The following is a 19,617-nucleotide window of genomic DNA, read 5'->3' as shown; positions in this document are numbered from 1 at the left end:
CGGCGCGCGGCAGCGTCGCCCGCGCGCGGGCGAGCGCCGCGTCGAAGTAGACGTTGTCGGCGGCGCTGCGCAAGCCGTTCTGCGGATAGATGCGGTACACCGGGAAATGCACGACCAGTTCGGTCAGCACGCGGCGCAGCGTCGTGAACGTGAAGTCGCGCGTCGCTAGCGAATCGCGCGCGATGCGGTGCAATGCGCGCGCGGCGCGATCGAGTTCCGCCGCGAGGTTTTCCGCGAGAATCTTGCGGCGCGCGGCGAGCGCTTCGTCGGCGAAATGCGCGGCGCGGCCGGTCAGCTCGACCCATGTGCGCGCGAGCGGTTCGGCGCCGGCCGGATCGTGCAGCAGCGCGCCGACGTCGTTCATGAAGTCGTAGCCGGTCGTGCCGTCGATGGGCCAGTCGTCGCGCAGCGGCTCGTCGTGGCCGAGAATCTTCTCGACCACGACGTACGGCGCCGTGTCGCGCAACTCGGCGAGCCGTTGCCGCAGGCGCTGGCAGTATTCGCGCGGCTCGGCGAGTCCGTCGACGTGATCGATGCGCAGACCGTCGACGAGCCCTTCGCGATACAGCCGGAAGATCAGCGCATGCACCGCGTCGAACACCTCGGGCCGCTCGATACGCACGCCCGCGAGCGTCGAGATGTCGAAGAAGCGCCGCCAGTTCACTTCGTCGGATGCGGTGCGCCACCACGCGAGCCGGAAGTGCTGCCGTTCGAGCAGCCGATGCAGCCGGTCGCGCGTGACCGGGTCTTCCGGTGCATACGCTTCGAGCACGAAGTCGAGCTCTGCGGCGCCGTTGCGCGCCGCGAACTCGCGCAGCGCGTCGCGCGCAACGGCCGCGCGCGGCTGATCGGCGGGCTGCGTCGTGAGTCCCTGAAAGCGGTTGGCGAGCGCGCCCAGATCGGCGCGCTCGGCGCTCAGCAGGATCGCCGCGTAATCGATCGGGCACACCGGGAATACGTGCGGGCCGTAGCGAACATCAAAGCGCCCGCTGTCGGCCGCGAAATGCAGCGCGATGCGGCCCGCGGCAAGCTCCTCGCCGTAGGGCGCGCCGAGCATCGGCAGCAGCACCTTGCCGCGCAAGGCGGGGTCGGGCGAATGCCAGTCGACGTCGAAGTGGCGCGCATACGCGCTGTGGCGCCCCCATTCGAGGATGTCGAGCCACCACGCGTTGCTCGATCCGCCGACGCCCATATGGTTCGGCACCATATCGACGATGAGGCCCATGTCGTGCGCGCGCAGCTTTTCGACGAGGCGCCGCAAGCCCGCCTCGCCGCCGCATTCGGCGCTGACGTCGGTGTAGTCGACGGTGTCGTAGCCGTGCGTCGAGCCGGGCTCGGCCGTCGTGATCGGCGATGCGTACAGGTGGCTGATGCCGAGCGCGGCGAAGTATTCGACGTGGCGCGCGGCGTCGTCGAACGTGAAGCCTCGATGGAACTGCAGGCGTAGGGTGGAGCGTGGGACGGTCATGGCGTGTCGGGCTCCGAAGAAGCGTTGGATGAAGGGGTAGCGGGGCGCGCCGAAGTCGAAGCCGGAGCCGAAGCCGAAGCCGAAGCCGAAGCGGAAGCCGGGGAAGCCGGGGAAGCGGAAGAGGCCGAAGCATCCGAATCCGGCGCGCCGGCCGGCACCGAAGCGGCGGCGCGGCGCACGCGGTCGATCTCGCGCAGGCGCTTGCTGAACGCGGCGTCGTCGAACATCGCATCGACCGGCAGCGTCATGCGGCGGCGCCAGTTCGGATGCTCGTCGATCGAGCCCGGCAGGTTCGGCTGCTCGACGAGCGCGAGCAGGTCTTCGAGCGGCAGCGTGACGAGCTCGCAGGGCGTGGCCGCGACGAACGCGAGCGCCGCGTCGACCGGCGCGCTGTCGGGGGGCGCGCCGTCCTGCGGGCCGCGCGGGGACAACGCATGGGCGGCTACGCCCGCCTGCTGGAACGCGCGCCACAACTTCGCGCGGTCGTGCGTGCGTTCTTCCTGCGCGACCTGCTCGGGATCACGGCCATCGGCGCGCGCCAGCGTCTGACCGATCCGGTTGCGCCATGTGATGTCGCTACCGCGCCACCAGCCGGCCACGGTCGGCAGATCGTGCGTGGTGGTTGTGCCGACCGCATGGTGGTCCCAGTCGCGCGGCGCCTTGAAGCCGTCGCCGCCGGACGCGCCCTCGAACCACAGCACGCGAATGCCATCGATGCCATGTTCGTCGAGCCGCTCGCGAAACCCGGGTGGCACGGTGCCGAGGTCCTCGCCGATCACGATCGCGCGATGCCGCCACGATTCGAGCGCGATAAGCCGCAACAGGTCTTCGAGCGGATAGCGCAGATACGCGCCGTTGCGCGCGCTCTCGCCGTCGGGCACGAGCCACAGCCGCCGCAAGCCGAGAATGTGGTCGATGCGGATGCCGCCCGCCTGCGCGAACGCGGCGCGCAGCATGTCGATGAACGCGGCGAAGCCCTGCGTGCGCATCGCGCGCGGCGAGAACGTGGTGAGTCCCCACGACTGGCCGGCCTGGTTGAAGAGATCGGGCGGCGCGCCGACCGAAACGCTGCGCAGCATGTCGTCGGGATACGACCATGCGTGACTGCCGGCACTGTCGCAGCCCACCGCGAGATCGGCGATCAGGCCGATCGCCATGCCGGCTTCGCGCGCGACGTGCTGCGCATGCGCCAGGCCGCGTGCGGCGAGCCATTGCAGGAACAGATGGAAGTCGACCTCGGCGCGATGCGCGGCGGCGAATGCCTCGACTTCGGGGCTGCGCGGATCGCGCAACGCCTCGGGCCAGTTGCGCCAGTGTCCGTCGCCGCCCTGCGCGAGCTGCGCGGCCTGCAACGCTTCGAAGCGCGCGTGATCTTCGAGCGCGCGGCCGGCGCGTTCGCAGAAGCCGTGAAATTCGAGCGCGCGCGGCGTGGGCTGTGCGCGCTCGTCGGTGTTGAACCGCTCGTAGAGCGCGCGCAATACCTTGAGCCTCAGCGGCGTCGCATTCGGCCAGTCGATCAGCGGCGCGTTTTCGTATTGCGCGTATTGCGCCCACGCGTTGCGCGCGCTTGCCGACGGCAGCACGGCCGCCAGCGCGGCCTGCATCGCGTCGGCGCCGAACATCGCGGCGGGGTCGATATGCGCGACGTTGAGCCACAAACGCGAGGACGGCGAGTAGGGGCTGAAGCGCTCGGGCTGCGCGCTGAACATCGCATGCGTCGGGCTGACGGCGAGCGCATGCGCGCCGCGTTGCGCGCTGTGCCGCGCGAGTTGCGCGAGCGTCGTGTAATCGCCGATGCCGCCGTCGCCCGCGCGGCGCAAGCCGTACAGTTGCGCGGCGATGCCCCACAGCGGCGGCGCGGGCGGTGCCTCCCGGCCGTCGTGCAAGGTGCGCCACGCATCGGCGACGGTATAGCAGCGCGGCGGCGCGACCGCGAGCGTCACATGCTGCTCGTTGATGACGAGCGTGTGATAGCCGGCTTCGTCGATCGGCGCGAGCAGCGCTTCCTCGCCCTTCGGCGCCGTGAAGCGGCCGTCGATGATCGAACCGCTTTCGAGTTCGATCCGGTAATGGCTGCCCGATTTGACCGCGGCGGCGGGCAGTGCGATACCGCGCCCGACCATTGCGGTCATCAGCGGCGGCAGCTTGCGGCCCGATAGTTCGGTCTCCAGAGCGGCGGCGCTCTGGCGAGTCTGCGTGGCGTTGCCGCACGGTAGACCCATGCGTTCGAGCAGTGTCGCGAGCGTGCTCTCGGGCACGCGCTGCGTCGTGCGATGCGCGTCCTGCCACTCCACCTCGAAGCCGGCGCGGACGGCGAGCGCGGCGATCCTGTCGTTGGGGGGGCGTCGGGTCGTCACGCGCGATGCTCCTGGCGGCCCGCGATGCGCGCATCGTGGCCGCTCGCGTATTCGCTGACGTCGCCCGTGAGCCACGCGACGAACGCATGCGCCGGCAACACGTGGGCATCGATCCGCTCGCGCACGCGCGGCGGCGTTTCGAAGATCACCTTGCCGTCGGGCGCATGCCCGAACGCAACCTCGTCCTGCGACAGATTCAGCGCGATCGACAACGTCTCGCCGTCGCCGAGTTTCCAGCGCGCGACGAGCGCGTTCGCGTCGCTGCCGTCGGCTGCGGGCAGCACGCGCGCGCCGAGTGCTTTGCCGTGCTTCAGACGCGGCGTGATGAGCTTCGCGCGCACCGCGAGCGCGGACTTGTAGAAGTGCAGCCAGTCGAGGCGGTCGGGGTTCGACGCCGCAGCGGCTGCGGTATCGGTTGAAGAATCGGGCGCGGGCGGCGACGACGCCGCGAACGTCCGCGCATCGTTCGGATCGGGAATCAGCGCGCGCCGCTTTTCGTCGCTGAACGCGGAGAAGCGCGCGAATTCGCGCCGACGTCCTTCGCGCACCGCGTCGGCGAGATCGCCGGTGTAGTCGGTGAAAAACAGGAACGGCTGCGTCGAGCCGTATTCCTCGTCCATGAACAGCAGGGGAATCTGCGGCGACAGCAGAAGCAGGCCGGTCGCGGCACGCAGCGCGTCGTCGGAAGTCAGCGAGCGCAGCCGCTCGCCGCAGGCGCGATTGCCGATCTGGTCGTGGTTCTGCAGGAACATCACGAACGCGGTCGGCGGCAGATGTCCGCTGGCTTCGCCGCGCGGCGCACCGTCGTGAATCGGCGACGGGTCGCCCTGATACGCGAAGCCCTCGGCCAGCACGCGCGCGAGGCGGCGGATCGGCTGGTCTTCGTAGGCGTGGTAGTAGCCTTCGGTTTCGCCGGTCAGCAGCACGTGCAGCGTGTTGTGCGCGTCGTCGTTCCATTGCGCGTCGAAATGCGTGTCGAGCAGGCTCGCGCTGTTGCGCTCGTTTTCGAGCACCAGATGCACGTGGCGGCCATGCTGCACGCGCGCGCGAATATGGTCGGACAATTCGCGCAGCCAGTCGTGATGGCCGATCGCATGCACTGCGTCGAAGCGCAGCCCGTCGATGCGGTATTCGTTGATCCAGTAGACGGCGTTGTCGGTGAAGAATTCGCTCACTTCGCCGCGCTCGAAGTCGATCGCGGGGCCCCACGGCGTCGCCGCGCCCGCGCGGAAAAACGGCCGTGCATAGCGGTGCAGATAATTACCGTCCGGGCCGAAGTGGTTGTAGACCACGTCGAGAAACACCATCAGGCCGAGACCGTGCGCGGCGTCGATCAGCGCCTTCAACTCGTCGGGGCGGCCGTAGGCGGAATCGGGCGCGTAGGGCAGCACGCCGTCGTAGCCCCAGTTGTGGCGGCCGGGGAAATCGTTCACCGGCATCAGCTCGATTGCGGTGACGCCGAGCGCGGCAAGTGCCGCGAGGCGCTTCTGCACGCCCGCATAGCCGCCCATGGCGCCGACGTGCAATTCGTACAGCACCGTTTCCTCCCAGGGCCGGCCGTGCCAGCCGGTGTGCTCCCAGCGATACGCGCGCGGGTCGATCACTTCGCTCGGTCCATGCACGTCCTGCGGCTGGAAACGCGAGGCCGGATCGGGCACCACCTGGCCGTCGTCGAGCCGGAAGCGGTACAGCGTGCCCGCGCCGCTCTCGACACTCGCCTCGAACCAGCCGTTGCCGGCCGGCGTCATGTCGTGCGCGCCCTGCGCGGGACCGTTTTCGATCAGCACCTGGGCGTTTTTGCACGACGGCGCCCAGAAACGGAAACGCGTGCGCGGCCTGGCGCCCGTCGCGCCGATCAGCTGCGCGCTGAACGGCAGGCAATGCGCGTGATGATGCGCATGAGGATCAATCGGACTTTCGGACATGATTCTTCACCCTTCGAGAATCGGCTATCGAACTGTCTTGCAACGTGTTTGCCGCAGTGGTCGCCGGTTAGGGCGACACATCGCCTTCCGGCGCTTCCGCGCCGGCCTCGCCGCCGGCGCGAGGATCGGGCGGCAGCGCGCTCAGCAGCCGCGAGCCGTGCCGCGCGCCGGCTTTCCAGCCGGCCTGCCAGTCCGCCTCGCCGCTCGGCTGCGCGGCCAGCATCACGAGCGTGTGCGCGCCGACTTCGACTTCGGCCGTGGCGAGCCGCCGCGGCGCGTCGTCCGGGGCCGCCGTGTCCAACAGCACGTGCCATTCCAGATGCGGGGCGGGCGGAACGAACTGCCGCGGCTCCTCGTGCGCGTTGAGCATCAATAACAATACTTCCGTTTCGCCATTCAGGCCCGGACCCGCGCGGCGCAACGTGAACGCGCGGCCTTCCGGGTCTTCCCAGGCTTCGATCGTAAGCGGGTCGCCGTGCTCGTCGAACCAGCCGACGTCGAACAGGCCCGGCAGCACCTCGCGGTCGCCGAACAGAAAACGCGTTTCGCGCAGCAGCGGATGGCGCTTGCGCAACGCGACCATGCGCGCAACGAACTCGGTCATGCGCCGGCCTTCCGGCGAATCCGCGAGCGGCCAGTCGAGCCACGATATTTCGTTGTCCTGGCAATACGCGTTGTTGTTGCCGAACTGCGTGCGCAGTGCCTCGTCGCCGGCCAGCAGCATCGGCGTGCCGAGCGCGACCAGCAGCGTCGCGATCAGCGAACGCGACACACGCCGGCGCGTGGCGAGAATCGCGGGGTCGTCGCTCGGGCCTTCCACGCCCCAGTTGCGGCTGCAATTCTCGTTGTGGCCGTCGTTGTTGTCTTCCTGATTCGCCTCGTTGTGCTTCTGCTCGTAAGCGGTGACATCGGCCAACGTAAAGCCGTCGTGTGACGTGATGAAGTTGATCGACGCCCACGGTTTGCGGTGCCGCCGGTTGAACAGATCGGCCGAGCCCGTCAGGCGCGCGGCGAGATCGGGCCGCAGGCCCGCGTCGCCGCGCCAGAAGCGCCGCACGGTGTCGCGAAAACGATCGTTCCATTCGCTGAAACCGGGCGGATGATTGCCGAGCTGATAGCCGCCGGGGCCGATGTCCCACGGCTCGGAAATCAGCTTGCGCTGAGACAGGAGCGGGTCCTGGCGCAACGCGTCGAAGAGGCCCGAGCCCGGATCGAAGCCGTGGCTCTCGCGCCCGAGCGTCACGCCGAGATCGAAGCGAAAGCCGTCGATGTTGAACGCACTCGACCAGTAGCGCAGCGAATCCATCACCATTTGCAGCACGCGCGGATGCGCGAGGTTCAGCGTGTTGCCGCAGCCGGTGTCGTTGATGTGGTGGCGCTCGTCGCCGGGAATCAGCCGGTAGTAGCTCGCGTTGTCGAGCCCGCGCCACGAGATCGTCGGTCCCATTTCGTTGCTTTCGCAGGTGTGGTTGTAGACCACGTCGAGCATCACCTCGATGCCGGCCGCGTGCAACTGCCGCACCGCGATGCGCATTTCGTCGAGCCGGTGCGAACTCAGATACGACGGCTCCGGCGCGAAGAACGCGGCGGTGTTGTAGCCCCAGTAGTTGCGCAGCCCGCGCTCGACCAGAAAACGGTCGTTCAGAAACGCATGCACGGGCAGCAGTTCGACCGCTGTCACGCCGAGCTTCAGCAGATGCTCGATGAACTCGGGCGAGGCCAGCGCGGCGAAGGTGCCGCGTTCGTGCTGGCGCAGGTTGGCGCGCAGCATCGAGGTGCCGCGCAGGTGCGTTTCGTAGATCACGGTGTCGCCCCACGGCACGTCCGGGCGCCGGTCGTGCGAGGCGTCGAATGCCTCGTCGATCACGACGCACTTCGGCATCGCGGGCGCCGAGTCGCGCCGGTCGATCGACAGGTCCGCGCGATTCGAATGCATGCGAAAGCCGAACAGGGCATCGGACCAGCGGAATTGCCCGACGAGCTTGCGCGCATACGGATCGAGCAGCAGCTTGTGCGGATTGAAGCGATGCCCGTATTGCGGCTGATACGGCCCGTGCGCGCGAAAGCCGTACGCGGTGCCCGGATGCGCGTTCGGCAGATAGCCGTGCCAGATTTCGTCGGTGCATTCGGGCAGCGCGAAGCGGCGTATCTCCTTGCGGCCGGTGGGATCGAACAGGCAAAGCTCGATTTTCTGCGCGTTCGCGGAGAACACCGCGAAATTCACGCCGAGGCCGTCCCAACTCGCTCCGAGCGGATACGGCGCGCCGGGCAGCAGCCGGTCGGGCATGGCATGCGACATGGTTCCCCTTTCCTGTTCTGACTTATGAGCGCGAAGCCCGGGTTTTCATGCCACGGGCGCGTGGCGCATGTTCCGGCGAGTTTCCTGCGAGTCCTCGCGAACCGCGCGCCCGTGGTGCGGCAGCTTCGTCAATCCGCGCGCAATACGATCGTCGCGAGCGGCGGCAGCGTCAGCGCGGCCGAGTACGGGCGGCCGTGGCTCGGCACATGGTCGACGTGAATCCGGCCGCCGTTGCCCATGTTCGAGCCGCCGTACACGCTCGCGTCGGTGTTCAGCACTTCGCTCCAGTGTCCGCCGCGCGGCATGCCGAGCCGATAGCCGAGACGCGGTACCGGCGTCATGTTGCACAGCACGACGCACTCCGCGCCCGCGCCGTCGGTGCGGCGATACGCGAACACGCTGTTCGCGCTGTCGTCGCCGATCAGCCATTCGAAGCCGCCCGGTTCGCTGTCGAGCCGATGCAGCGCGGACTCGTCGCGGTACAAGCGGTTCAGATCGCGCACCAGCAGCTGCACGCCGTGATGCAGCGTATCGTCGAGCAGATGCCAGTGCGGCGAGCCGTCGTGATCGAACTCGGCCATCTGGCCGAATTCGCCGCCCATGAACAGCAGCTTCTTGCCCGGATGCGTCCACATGAAACCGAAATACGCGCGCAGATTCGCGAAACGCTGCCAGCGGTCGCCGGGCATCTTGCCGAGCAGCGAGCCCTTGCCGTGCACCACCTCGTCGTGCGAGAGCGGCAGCACGAAGCGCTCCGAGTACGCGTACACCATGCCGAACGTCATGTCGTGATGATGGTATTGGCGATACACCGGGTCTTCGTGCAGGTAGTGCAGCGTGTCGTGCATCCAGCCCATGTTCCACTTGAAGTCGAAGCCGAGGCCGCCGTCGTCGAGGCGCGCGGTCACGCCGGGCCAAGCGGTCGATTCCTCGGCAACCGTGATCGCGCCGGGCACGCCCGGCACGTAGCGGACTTCGTGATTGAGGCGCTTGAGGAACGCGATCGATTCGAGATTCTCGCGGCCGCCGTGGATGTTCGGCACCCACTCGCCGGCCGCGCGCGAATAGTCGCGATAGAGCATCGAGGCCACCGCGTCGACGCGCAGGCCGTCGACGTGATAGCGCTTGAGCCACGCGAGACCCGAGGCGATCAGGAACGCGCTGACCTCGTTGCGGCCGAGGTTGTAGATCATCGTGTTCCAGTCCTGGTGGTAGCCCTCGCGCGGATCGGCATGCTCGTAGAGCGGCGTGCCGTCGAAGTCGACGAGACCGTGCGCGTCGTTCGGAAAATGCGCGGGCACCCAGTCGAGAAGCACGCCGAGCCCGGCTTCGTGTGCGCGATCGACGAAGCGCGCGAACTGCTCGGGCCTGCCGAAGCGCGCGGACGGCGCGAACTGCCCGAGCGGCTGATAACCCCACGAGCCGCCGAACGGATGCTCGGCAATCGGCATGAACTCGAGGTGCGTAAAGCCCATGCTCGTCACGTAGGGAATCAGCCGTTCGGCGAGTTCGTCCCAGTCGAGGCCGCGCTGGCCTTGTTCGGCGATGCGCAGCCACGATTCGGCGTGCACTTCGTAGATCGTGAGCGGCGCGCTCGCGGTCTGCCGGTCGGCGCGGGCTTGAAGCCAGTCGTGGTCGGTCCACGGAAACTGTTCGACCTCGTCGACGTACGCGACGACCGATGCCGTGCCCGGCGGTCTTTCGGTCTGCATCGCGCACGGGTCGGCCTTCAGCGGCAGCGGATGACCGTCGCGCGACAGCAGTTCGTACTTGTAGCGCGCGCCCGGCCCCACGCGCGGCACGAACAGTTCCCACACGCCGGCCTGATGACGCAGCCGCATCGGATGACGGCGGCCGTCCCATGCATTGAAGTCGCCGACCACCGACACGCGCCGCGCGTTCGGCGCCCACACCGCGAAGCGCACGCCGGGCACGCCGTCCATGTCGATCGGCCGCGCGCCGAGACAGTCGAGCACCGCATACGGATCGCCGCGCGCGAGACGTTCGAGTGGTTCGTCGCCGAGTACGGGACCGAACGAGTAGGTGTCCTCGACTTCCTGCACGACGCCATGCCAGTCGATCCGCAAGCGGTACGGTTGCGCGGACGCGACGCGGCCCGCGAACAATCCCCCGCGCAACGGTTCGAGTTCGCCGAGCGTCGCGCCGTCGGCGCGCGCAATCACGCTGACGTGTGCGGCGTTCGGCAGCAGCGCGCGCACGACCGGTCCGGCGTCCGTGCGATGCGGGCCGAGTTGCGAGAACGGATCGGGATGGCGCGCTTCGACGAGCGCGTCGATATCGACCGGTTGCAGGCCAGCGGCCGGATCATGCTCATTCATAGTCGCCCTCGGCCGGGTTAGGCGGCGCGGCGTCGCGCGGCGCCTCGCTGGATGGATTCGACGGATCGTGACCCGGCGGCGTGCCGGGGGTGCCGAGCAGGCGGTCCGCGAGCGCCGCGAGGCCGCGCACCGGCAGGCTGAGCCACGTCGGCCGGTTGGCCGCTTCGTAGCGGATCTCGTAGGCGGCCTTCTCGATCAGGAACAGGTCGAGCAGCGCCTGCTCGGATTCGGGCGCGACGAGCGGTGTCGGCGTCTGTTCGACGATCGCGCGGTACTCGGCGAGGAACGTTTCCGTGGCTTGCACGCGGAAGCGTTCGAACAGCGCGCGCTTGCGGTCCGCGGTCTGTTGCGGCGCGCTCTCGGTGGTCGATTGCGCGGCCGCGCTCGCATACGACAACGAACGCATGAGACCGGCCACGTCGCGCAACGGGCTCGATTTCTGCCGACGCTCTTCGAGCGAACGCGCGGGCTCGCCCTCGAAGTCGATCAGATACGCGTCGCCCTGCGCGACCAGCACCTGCCCCAGATGGAAGTCGCCGTGAATGCGGATGCGCAACGCGCCCGCCGCGCCGGACACGAGCCCGCCGACCGCCGCGACGAGCCGCTTGCGCCGGTCGAGCAGGCTTTGCGCGAGCGCCTTGGTGTCGGCATCGAGCAGGTCGGCAATGCGCGGCGCGAGCAGATCGAGCGCGCTCGCGAGCATCGCCTGCGTTGCGTCGACCCATGCCTTGACGTGTTCGGCGCTGGCTGGTTCCGGCGCGAATGCGGGGTCGTCGGTCGGGCTCGCGAGCGCGACGTGCAGCTCGCCGAGCCGTTTGCCGATGATGCCGGCGAGTTCGCCGTAACCGTCCAGCAGGATCGCCTCGTTGTCGCGATCGGGCGCGGTTTGCGTATCGGTGTCGATCGCGATCGCGAGTTCGTCGACCGAGCGGCGCAGATAATCGAGCGACCAGTTCCACGCGTCGCCCTGATTGTCGATATAGCCTTGCAGGATCGCGAGCGTATGCGGCACGCCCTCGGGATCGACGCGCACCACTTCGCCATACAGCGGCGCCGTGTTCGCATAACCGAGCTGCGTCAGATAGCGGCTGATTTCCGCTTCCGGATGAATGCCGCTGACGAGCCGGCGCACGAGCTTCAGCACGGCGGCATCGGCGACGATCAGCGAGCTGTTGCTCTGCTCGGCCGCGAGCCAGCGAATCTCGGGCCGCTCGCCGAGAGCGTCGAGTTCGGCGAAGCGTTCGGTCGGCAGGAATTGGATCTCGCTCTTCTGCACGGTCGGCACGACCGCGCGTTCGCGCAGCTTGCGCAGCACGTTGTGCGCGAAGATCGGCAGCGAGAACGCGTCGGTCAGATAGCCGACGTTGCGGCCGCGCCGCACGCGTGCGAGCGCCAGTTGCAGGAACAGCGGCGTGGTGGTTTCGCCGCCCCACGTGAGCGCGATCGGCACCACATAGCGCTCGGTATGAGCGCCGACGTCCACCTCGATTTCGGTGAACGCGAAGCCGCCGTTCGGAATCGTGGTCAACGCGGCGAGCCGCACCGCGTGCATCTTCTGATCCTTCGAGGCGAACCAGCGGCGCCGGCTCAGCCATGACGGCAACACTTCCGATTCGAGCAGGCGCACGTTCTCGGGCGTCGGGCCGGTTTGCCCTTCGCGGATCACGATCGTGACGAACTCGGGCAGCGGCTCGGAATGCGCCTGCGCCCACGTCGGACGCTGGCTGCCCTCGCAGAGCAGGAACCACAGGAAGCCGTACGGCGGGAACGTCAGCAGATAGGTGAGCTGGCCGATCGCGGGGAACACCGAATCGGCGGTCATTTCGATCGGCACGGTGCCGTTGAATTCGGACAGGTCGAGTTCGACCGCCTGCGGCGCGCGCGAGAGATTGGCGACGCACAGGATCGGCGGCTCGCCCGGCATCTCGCGCAGATACGCGAGAATCTTGCGGTTCTCCGGCTTCAGGAAGCGGATCGTGCCGCGCCCGAAGGTCTGCTTCGCGCGCCGCGTCGCGAGCATGCGGCGCGTCCAGTTCAGCAGCGAATGCGGGTCGCGGCTTTGCGCTTCGACGTTGACGGCGTCGAAGCCGTAGAGCGAGCCCATCACGGGCGGCAGCACCAGCTGCTCGGGGTCGGCGCGCGAGAAGCCGCCGTTGCGGTCCGACGACCATTGCATCGGCGTGCGCACGCCGTCGCGGTCGCCGAGATGGATGTTGTCGCCCATGCCGAGTTCGTCGCCGTAATAGATGACCGGCGTGCCCGGCATCGACAGCAGCAGCGAATTGATGAGTTCGATGCGGCGGCGGTCGCGCTCCATCAGCGGCGCGAGGCGGCGGCGAATGCCGAGATTGAGGCGCGCGCGACGATCGCTCGCATAGGTGTTCCACAGATAATCGCGCTCGGAATCGGTGACCATTTCGAGCGTGAGTTCGTCGTGATTGCGCAGGAAGATCGCCCACTGGTTCGATTCGGCGAGGTCCGGCGTCTGCTTCATGATGTCGGTGATCGGAAAGCGGTCCTCGCTCGCAATCGACATGTAGATGCGCGGCATTAGCGGAAAGTGGAACGCCATATGGCATTCGTCTTCGTTGCCGAAGTACTCTTTCACGTCTTCGGGCCACTGGTTCGCTTCGGCGAGCAGCATCCGGTTCGGGTATTCGGCGTCGATGGTCGCGCGAATCTTCTTGAGGATCGCATGCGTCTCCGGGAGGTTCTCGTTGTTGGTGCCTTCGCGTTCGACGAGGTACGGCACCGCGTCGAGCCGCAGCCCGTCGATGCCCATGTCGAGCCAGAAGCGCATCACCTGCAGCACTTCCTTCATGACCGCCGGGTTGTCGAAGTTCAGGTCGGGCTGGTGCGAATAGAAGCGATGCCAGAAATACGCGCCCGCGACCGGATCGTGGGTCCAGTTCGACGGCTCCGAGTCGATGAAGATGATGCGCGTATCGAGGTACTTCTGATCGGTATCGGACCACACGTAGTAGTTGCGATAGTTCGAGCCGGCCTTCGCGCGGCGCGCGCGCTGGAACCACGGGTGCTGGTCGGACGTATGGTTGATGACCAGCTCGGTAATCACGCGGATGCCGCGTGCGTGCGCTTCCTGAATGAAGTGCCGCACGTCGGAGAGGTGCCCGTAGTCGGGATGCACGTTGCGGTAATCGGCGATGTCGTAGCCGTCGTCGCGGCGCGGCGACGGATAGAACGGCAGCAGCCAGATCGCGTTGACACCGAGTTCGGCGATGTAGTCGAGCTTGGCGATGAGGCCGGGGAAATCGCCGACGCCGTCGTTGTTCGCATCGAAGAACGACTTGATGTGCACCTGGTAGATGATCGCGTCCTTGTACCAGAGCGGATCGTCGCTCAGCGTGGCCGGCTTGCCGCGCCGGCGTGCATGGGGGTGCGCCTTGGCGCTGCCGGCGGCCGCGGCCGTCTGCGCCTCGTGCGCGGTTTGGGCGGGATCGTCACGCTTCATGTTCCACCTTCCATCCAGATTGGGTTGCCAGCGTCTGCGTGAGATGCGCTGTCGGGATCATGGTCGGCCTCCTGCGGACGCTCGGCGGGCAGGCCGCCGAGCGGTGCGATGCGCCAGATCGAGAACGGCTGCCCCGAGCGGAGCCGCACGTGCTGCCAGCGTCCGTGCCATTCGAAGCGCGCGCCGCTCATCTGGTCGGTGACGTCGAGCGCGCCGTGATCGTGCAGATGCCAGCGCTGGAACGTGTCCCACGACAACTCGACATCGGCGCCCTGTTCGTTGAACGGATCGAGATTGATTGCGACGACGATCACGTTGTCGCGTGCCTCGGTGGCCTTCTCGAAGAACAGGATATGGTCGTTGTGCGCGGTGAGGAACGTGAGGCCGAGATGCGATTGCAGCGCCGGATTGGCGCGGCGAATCCGGTTCAATGCCGTGATCTCGCCGACGATGTTGCCGGGCCGCTGCCAGTCCCATGCGCGCAACTGATACTTTTCGGAATCCAGATATTCTTCGCTGTTCGGCAACGCGGCGGCTTCGCACAGTTCGAAGCCGCTATACACGCCCCACAAGCCGGCCAGCGTCGCGGCGAGCGCCGCGCGAATCAGAAAGCCCGTGCGTCCCTGCGCCTGCAGATGGCGCGGGTTGATGTCGGGCGTATTGACGAAGAAGTTCGGCCGGTAGAAATCGCGCGCGCCCGTTTGCGTGAGTTCGGTCATGTACTCGATGAAATCGCGCTTCGACTCGCGCCACGTGAAGTACGTGTACGACTGCGAGAAGCCGATCTTGCCGAGCCGGTTCATCATGCGCGGCCGCGTGAACGCTTCGGCGAGGAAGATCGCGTCGGGGTAGCGCGCGCGCACGTCGCCGATCATCCACTCCCAGAACGGCAGCGGCTTCGTGTGCGGATTGTCGACGCGGAAGATGCGCACGCCCGCCTCGATCCAGAACAGGATCACGTCGCGCAGCGCGAGCCACAGGCCGGGCTTTGCGTCGTGCGCATAGAAGTCGGGATTGACGATGTCCTGATACTTCTTCGGCGGATTCTCGGCATAGCGCAGCGTGCCGTCGGGACGCCACGCGAACCATGTCGGATGCTCCTTCAGCCAGGGGTGATCAGGCGAGCATTGAATCGCGAAGTCGAGTGCGATTTCGAGGCCGTGCCCGTGCGCGGCGGCGAGCATCGTCTTGAAGTCGTCGAGCGTGCCGAGCTGCGGATGCACGGCGGTGTGGCCGCCTTCGGCCGCGCCGATCGCATACGGACTGCCCACATCTCCGGGCTGCGCGGTCAGCGTGTTGTTGCGGCCCTTGCGGTTCGCGAGCCCGATCGGATGGATCGGCGGAAAGTACAGCACGTCGAAGCCCATCTCGCGGATACGCGGCAGTTTCGCCGTGACGTCGGCGAAGGTGCCGTGGCGCGCTTCGTCGTCGCTCATCGAACGCGGGAAGATTTCGTACCAGCTTGCGAAGCGCGCGGCGGTGCGTTCCGCGTCGATCCTGTAGATCACCGGGTCGCGGCTCAGGAACGGACGATGGCGCGCGGCCGTCATCGCCTGCGCGGTGGCCGGCGCCAGGATCAGCGCGAGCTTCTGTTCGGCGCCGGCCTTCGTGAAGTCGCGCACGATCCGTTCGAGCGCTTGCTTCTGCGCGCCATCGGCTGTTTCGACTTCGGCGAGCACGAGCGCGAACAGATGCGCGGCTTCGTCGATTTCGATCTCGACGGTCTGCCCCGCCTTCAGCTTCTTCTCGATGTGCTCGACGAGCGAGACGAAGTCGTCGCGCCAGGCGATCACGGTGAACTCGTAGCGGCCGATTCTTTCGAGCGGAATGCGCGCGCTCCACAAGTCGAGCCCGGCCGGCGGCGCGGGCGACATGAGCGTTTCGTGCCACGCGGTTTCGTCGGCGGCGCGCCAGAGCACGGCGGCCGCGATCTTGTCGTGACCCTCGGCGAAAATTGCCGCGCCGATCTCGGCGCGCTCGCCGACGCTGCGCTTCGCCGCGAAGCGGCCCTGCTCGACCGACGGCGAGACGCTTTCGATCGCGACGCGCGGCGCGTCGATTGCTTCGAGCACGGTCTTGTGGCCGCTGTGCTGGCTGTTCGGTTTGTCGATCGGCGGCGCGAGACAGATCGGCTGCTCGGCGAACGCGCGCCAGAGCCGCACGGCGCCAGGCGCGAGCGCGAACGGTGCGAGCGCCGCGGGTTGACTCTCCTGTTGCGCCTCGGTATGCGCAGCGGGAGCGTCGACAGGTGGTGCAACAGGTGGTGCGAAAAGCGGCGCAAAGCGCGTGAAGCCGCCCGGCACGCCCGCGAGGAAGCGCGCGGGATCGACGCGCAGCGGCGCGCCGAGTTCGGGATTGACGACGATCAGCATGGCCTCGCTCGCATCACGCAGATCGGCCTGCTCGGCGCGCAGCAGCACCGCGGCCGGCGCGTCGGGCCCGGAGAGCGGGCGCAATTCACCGTTCGCGTGCAGCACGGGCGTATGGCGCGCGATGTCGTTGGCCTGCGTGATCGCGGCTGTCAGGTCGAAGCGCCGCGCCTGCGCCGCGAGCGCGAACTGTGCGGCATCGCCCCGTGTTTGCGACAACGGTTCGGTAAGGCCGTACTCGAAGCCCATCGGCATCATCCAGCCGCTGCCGATCGCCACCGAGGTGAACAGCGCGCGCCGGTACGCGCGCTCGACGAGCGCGGCGTCGTGCGCGTCGCCGAATTCGGCGGCGAGGCGCGTGCCGTACGGCGCTTCGGGAAACGCGATCGGCGTGCCGATCCGCGCGAGCGCCGCGTGTTCCTCGGCCATCCAGCTTGCCCGAAAGTCCCACCAGCGCACCGAGGAAAACACGCTGTCGAAGCCGGCTGGTTCGAGCGCGGGCAGATCGCCGCGCGCGAGGCCCGGCGTCGCGGCGAGAAAGCGCACGTGCGTATGCTTCGCGCGCACCGCCTCGCCGAGATGCCGCCATACGCCGGCCGGCACGCGATGCGGCGAGTCGCAACGGAAGCCGGCGACGCCGGCATCGGCGAGCGCGAGCAACTGCTGCGCCCACCAGACGGTTAGCGCGGCGCTCGTCGCCGGGTCGTCGAAGTTCGCGTAGGCGACGTTGTCCTCACGATGCGCGTGACGCGGATCGAGCCGCGCTTCAGCGGATTCGCGCGCGTGGAACCACTCCGGATGGTCGGCGTAAAGCGCTCCGTCGGCGGCCATGCGGTCGATCACGAGATCGACGAGCAACGCGAGGCCGTTGCGGCGCGCGGCATCGGCGAGCCAGCGCAGCGCGTCGTGAGCCGGCTGCTTCGCCTCGAACACCGGATGCAGCCGCGCATGATTGCCGACCACCTGACCATGACCGGCCTGGCCGGGCTCGAACAGGCCGCCGATCAACGCGTGATCGAAGCCCAGCGCGGCCGCGTGAGCGAATTGCGCGGGCCAGGCATCGAGCGGCCCGACGAGAAGCGAATGGAAAAAATAAATCCGTGGCGCGTACCCGTTTGGAGATTCCATCGGTCGTTTCCAGAGTTGTCCTGCTGCGGTGTGGATGCAATGGCATGCGATCACAGCGCTCATCGGGCTTCCCGGGCGGATACCACGCAGGCGTCAGCGAGGGCGCGTACTGGTCAAATGTAGTGCATAGATCGTCACGCCGCTGGCCAGTCGCGGGTGTTTCGACGCCAGATGCCGGTTGCACGAGGCTGCTCAGCACTCGTGGCGGAAGGGAGCAAGCGTTGTGCCAATGAGGGCCTCGCGAGGACGAGGCAGAGGACGGGGCAGCGGCGGGGGCGAGTGTCGAGGGGAGGTGCGCGGGAGTCCGCACGGGACTGCGCACAAGCCGGTTGCGTGCGATGAAGCGCGCATGGCATGCGTAGCGCGCCGGCTGCCAGCGTGTAAAACGGGCGGGTGCCGTGCGGGTTTTACACGCAGCGGATCAATGCTTCGGCGCGTGCTGCAAAAAGCGGAGTGTTCGGACTGTGTGGCACGCATGTGGCGTTCGCATGAAGTTCATGCGAACGCCACATGCAAACCCATGCAGACCGTCTCACGAACCGAGCAGGCCTGCCGCGATGTTCACGCACAAGCCCAGCACGGCGACGTTGAAATAGAACGACAGGATCGATTGCGCGAGCGTGGCCCGGCGAATCGAACGCGAGCGCAGCACCACGTCGGAGGTTTGCGACGCGACCGCGATCGTGAACGAGTAGTACAGGAAGTCCCAGTAGTTCGGCGTGAGCTTGTGATCGGGAAACAGCAGCGCGGTTTCGTGTGCGTCGGTGTCGTAGTAGAGCCGCGCGTAGTGCAGCGTGAAGATCGTCGGAATCAGAAACCATGCGCCGAACATCGTCAGACCCGTCAGCAGATAGTGCCAGGCGGTCGACGCGCCCGCCGTGCCCTTCGCCGAGGCGAGTTCGAGCACGATCGCGGCAATGCTCGCGACCGTCGCGAGGCAGATCACGAACAGCACGACGCCCGCGTTTTCGTCGTCGCTCAACGCGCGTTCGCGCACGCGGTTTTCGTCGGCGAGGGCCATGTGCAGCCAGATCATCAGCAGGTAGCTCCAGACGGCCGCGTCCCAACCGATCAACGCGCGCGCCATCGAACTCGTATGCGCGGGCACGAGAAGCGCAACGACGATGCCGATGAAAAGACCGATGACCGTGCGCGGACGATTGCGAAGAACCTGCGGATAGTATTTCATGAACATGTGGTCGGGATGAATGACGGTTGCTGTCGCGAATTTTACTCGCGCGGCGCAGATCATTTGTCGAATCGGCGGATCACAGGCTATAGTCTTTCGCAGTGGCCTTGCACGCCGCTTTCAGTTGAAAGGCGATTGGCAGACACCGCCACGCGGTTGCCGTCGCGATATCGCATGCGGCGCGGCGCGCAAGATGCTGTATGCGGTGCGTGCGAACGTCACGCGCAAACACGAGACCGCTCGAGCGGCGCAAAGACCAGGTTTGGGGAAGAGAGCAACCGAAGCAGCACGCGAGCGGCACCCTGCCATCGCCTCGCTGCTCGTTGAGAATGACTCATCATCTGGAGCCCCCAATGACAGATGCTGCTGAGAATAACGATGCGCACCGCGACGTGACGCCTCGGCCTCGCGCACCATCGTATCGCAACGTGATACATCCGCCGGGCGGGCCAGGGCCGTCGTCGGCTGGACGCCGGACCTGGGTGCTCGGCTCGTGCGCGGCGGCCGCGGCGCTCGCGTTTGCGGGCGCGAACCGCTCGCTGTCGTGGATCGCCCCCGCTTTCGCCGATGCCGCCAGTGCCGCCGCTGCGCCTTCCGCCGGCGGCGGGCTCGATGCCTTCCTCGCGCTCTCGCGGCACCTCACGGGCCGCAGCGGCTTCGATGCCGTGCTCGGCCAACGCGTCTACGACGCACTCGCCCAATCCGACAACCAGTTCGCGCAGAACGTCGCCGCGCTCAATACGTGGCTGCAGGCTCATGGCGGCGTGCCGTCCGATACCGTGACGCAGGTGTTGCAAAGCGACCAGCCCGCGCTCGCGAAGCCGGTCGGCGCGATCATGCGCGCGTGGTATCTCGGTCTCGTCGGCGAGATGCCGCATGTCGAGGTGGTCGCCTATGAAAAGGCGCTGATGTTCGAGCCGGTCAAGGACGTGCTCACGATTCCGTCCTATTGCCGCGACGTGCCGTTCTACTGGACGCAGAAGCCGGCGTCCGCCTGAGCGGCGTTGCGCGCGCGGAGCAAGGAAAAAAGCGAAGAAAAGCGCCGCAGCAAGGGCGCTGAAGAGGGCAACG

At 67.4% G+C, this 19,617-nt stretch carries 9 protein-coding genes; 1 reads left to right on the top strand and 8 read right to left on the bottom strand.

The genetic code is table 11. The annotated features are described in order from the left end of the window. The 8 genes from treY to G3N58_RS07810 all read right to left on the bottom strand — a co-directional run. Positions 1-1,468: malto-oligosyltrehalose synthase (treY, locus tag G3N58_RS07845; protein ID WP_205998890.1), on the bottom strand; the 1,468-nt coding region annotated here is incomplete at its 3' end. After that, entirely contained in the window at positions 1,465-3,825 is a 2,361-nt protein-coding gene (gene malQ, locus G3N58_RS07840) for a 4-alpha-glucanotransferase (protein ID WP_205998889.1), read from the bottom strand. The genes malQ and treY, both read right to left, overlap by 4 nt. Continuing rightward, positions 3,822-5,750, bottom strand: a complete 1,929-nt coding sequence (gene treZ, locus G3N58_RS07835) for a malto-oligosyltrehalose trehalohydrolase (protein WP_205998888.1) — start codon at positions 5,748-5,750, stop codon at positions 3,822-3,824. Before treZ ends, malQ begins: the two co-directional genes overlap by 4 nt. A 67-nt stretch (positions 5,751-5,817) precedes the next feature. Beyond that, a complete protein-coding gene (gene glgX, locus G3N58_RS07830) occupies positions 5,818-8,049 on the bottom strand; it encodes a glycogen debranching protein GlgX (protein ID WP_167283645.1) in 2,232 nt (743 codons plus the stop codon). Between the two features lie 128 nt (positions 8,050-8,177). Next, entirely contained in the window at positions 8,178-10,388 is a 2,211-nt protein-coding gene (gene glgB, locus G3N58_RS07825) for a 1,4-alpha-glucan branching protein GlgB (protein ID WP_205998887.1), read from the bottom strand. Continuing rightward, a complete protein-coding gene (gene treS, locus G3N58_RS07820) occupies positions 10,381-13,860 on the bottom strand; it encodes a maltose alpha-D-glucosyltransferase (RefSeq protein ID WP_205998886.1) in 3,480 nt (1,159 codons plus the stop codon). The genes glgB and treS overlap by 8 nt, the downstream gene beginning before the upstream one ends. Next, positions 13,857-17,357: a maltotransferase domain-containing protein gene (locus G3N58_RS07815; RefSeq protein ID WP_205998885.1), complete on the bottom strand. Its 3,501-nt coding sequence runs from the start codon at positions 17,355-17,357 to the stop codon at positions 13,857-13,859. The genes treS and G3N58_RS07815 overlap by 4 nt, the downstream gene beginning before the upstream one ends. Positions 17,358-17,889: 532 nt before the next feature. Beyond that, positions 17,890-18,552, bottom strand: coding sequence for a DUF1345 domain-containing protein (locus tag G3N58_RS07810; protein ID WP_167039140.1), 663 nt, complete (start codon positions 18,550-18,552; stop codon positions 17,890-17,892). Positions 18,553-18,899: 347 nt separating this feature from the next. Between G3N58_RS07810 and G3N58_RS07805 the strand changes: the two genes are divergently transcribed. After that, a complete protein-coding gene (locus G3N58_RS07805) occupies positions 18,900-19,544 on the top strand; it encodes a sugar dehydrogenase complex small subunit (RefSeq protein ID WP_167039142.1) in 645 nt (214 codons plus the stop codon). Positions 19,545-19,617 lie beyond the last annotated feature (73 nt).

The sequence above is a fragment of the Paraburkholderia sp. Ac-20342 genome, from assembly GCF_017104985.1.
Lineage (GTDB): Bacteria > Pseudomonadota > Gammaproteobacteria > Burkholderiales > Burkholderiaceae > Paraburkholderia.
Note: the sequence above shows the minus strand (reverse complement) of the source record. Positions and strands in the feature narration are given on the sequence as shown.

Excerpts from the sequence above, each read along its gene's own strand:
- glgB (WP_205998887.1), bottom strand. The coding sequence starts at position 10,388 with ATGAATGAGCATGATCCGGCCGCTGGCCTGCAACCGGTCGATATCGAC.
- treS (WP_205998886.1), bottom strand. The coding sequence starts at position 13,860 with ATGAAGCGTGACGATCCCGCCCAAACCGCGCACGAGGCGCAGACGGCC.
- treZ (WP_205998888.1), bottom strand. The coding sequence starts at position 5,750 with ATGTCCGAAAGTCCGATTGATCCTCATGCGCATCATCACGCGCATTGC.
- G3N58_RS07810 (WP_167039140.1), bottom strand. The coding sequence starts at position 18,552 with ATGTTCATGAAATACTATCCGCAGGTTCTTCGCAATCGTCCGCGCACG.
- G3N58_RS07805 (WP_167039142.1), top strand. The coding sequence starts at position 18,900 with ATGACAGATGCTGCTGAGAATAACGATGCGCACCGCGACGTGACGCCT.
- G3N58_RS07815 (WP_205998885.1), bottom strand. The coding sequence starts at position 17,357 with ATGGAATCTCCAAACGGGTACGCGCCACGGATTTATTTTTTCCATTCG.
- glgX (WP_167283645.1), bottom strand. The coding sequence starts at position 8,049 with ATGTCGCATGCCATGCCCGACCGGCTGCTGCCCGGCGCGCCGTATCCG.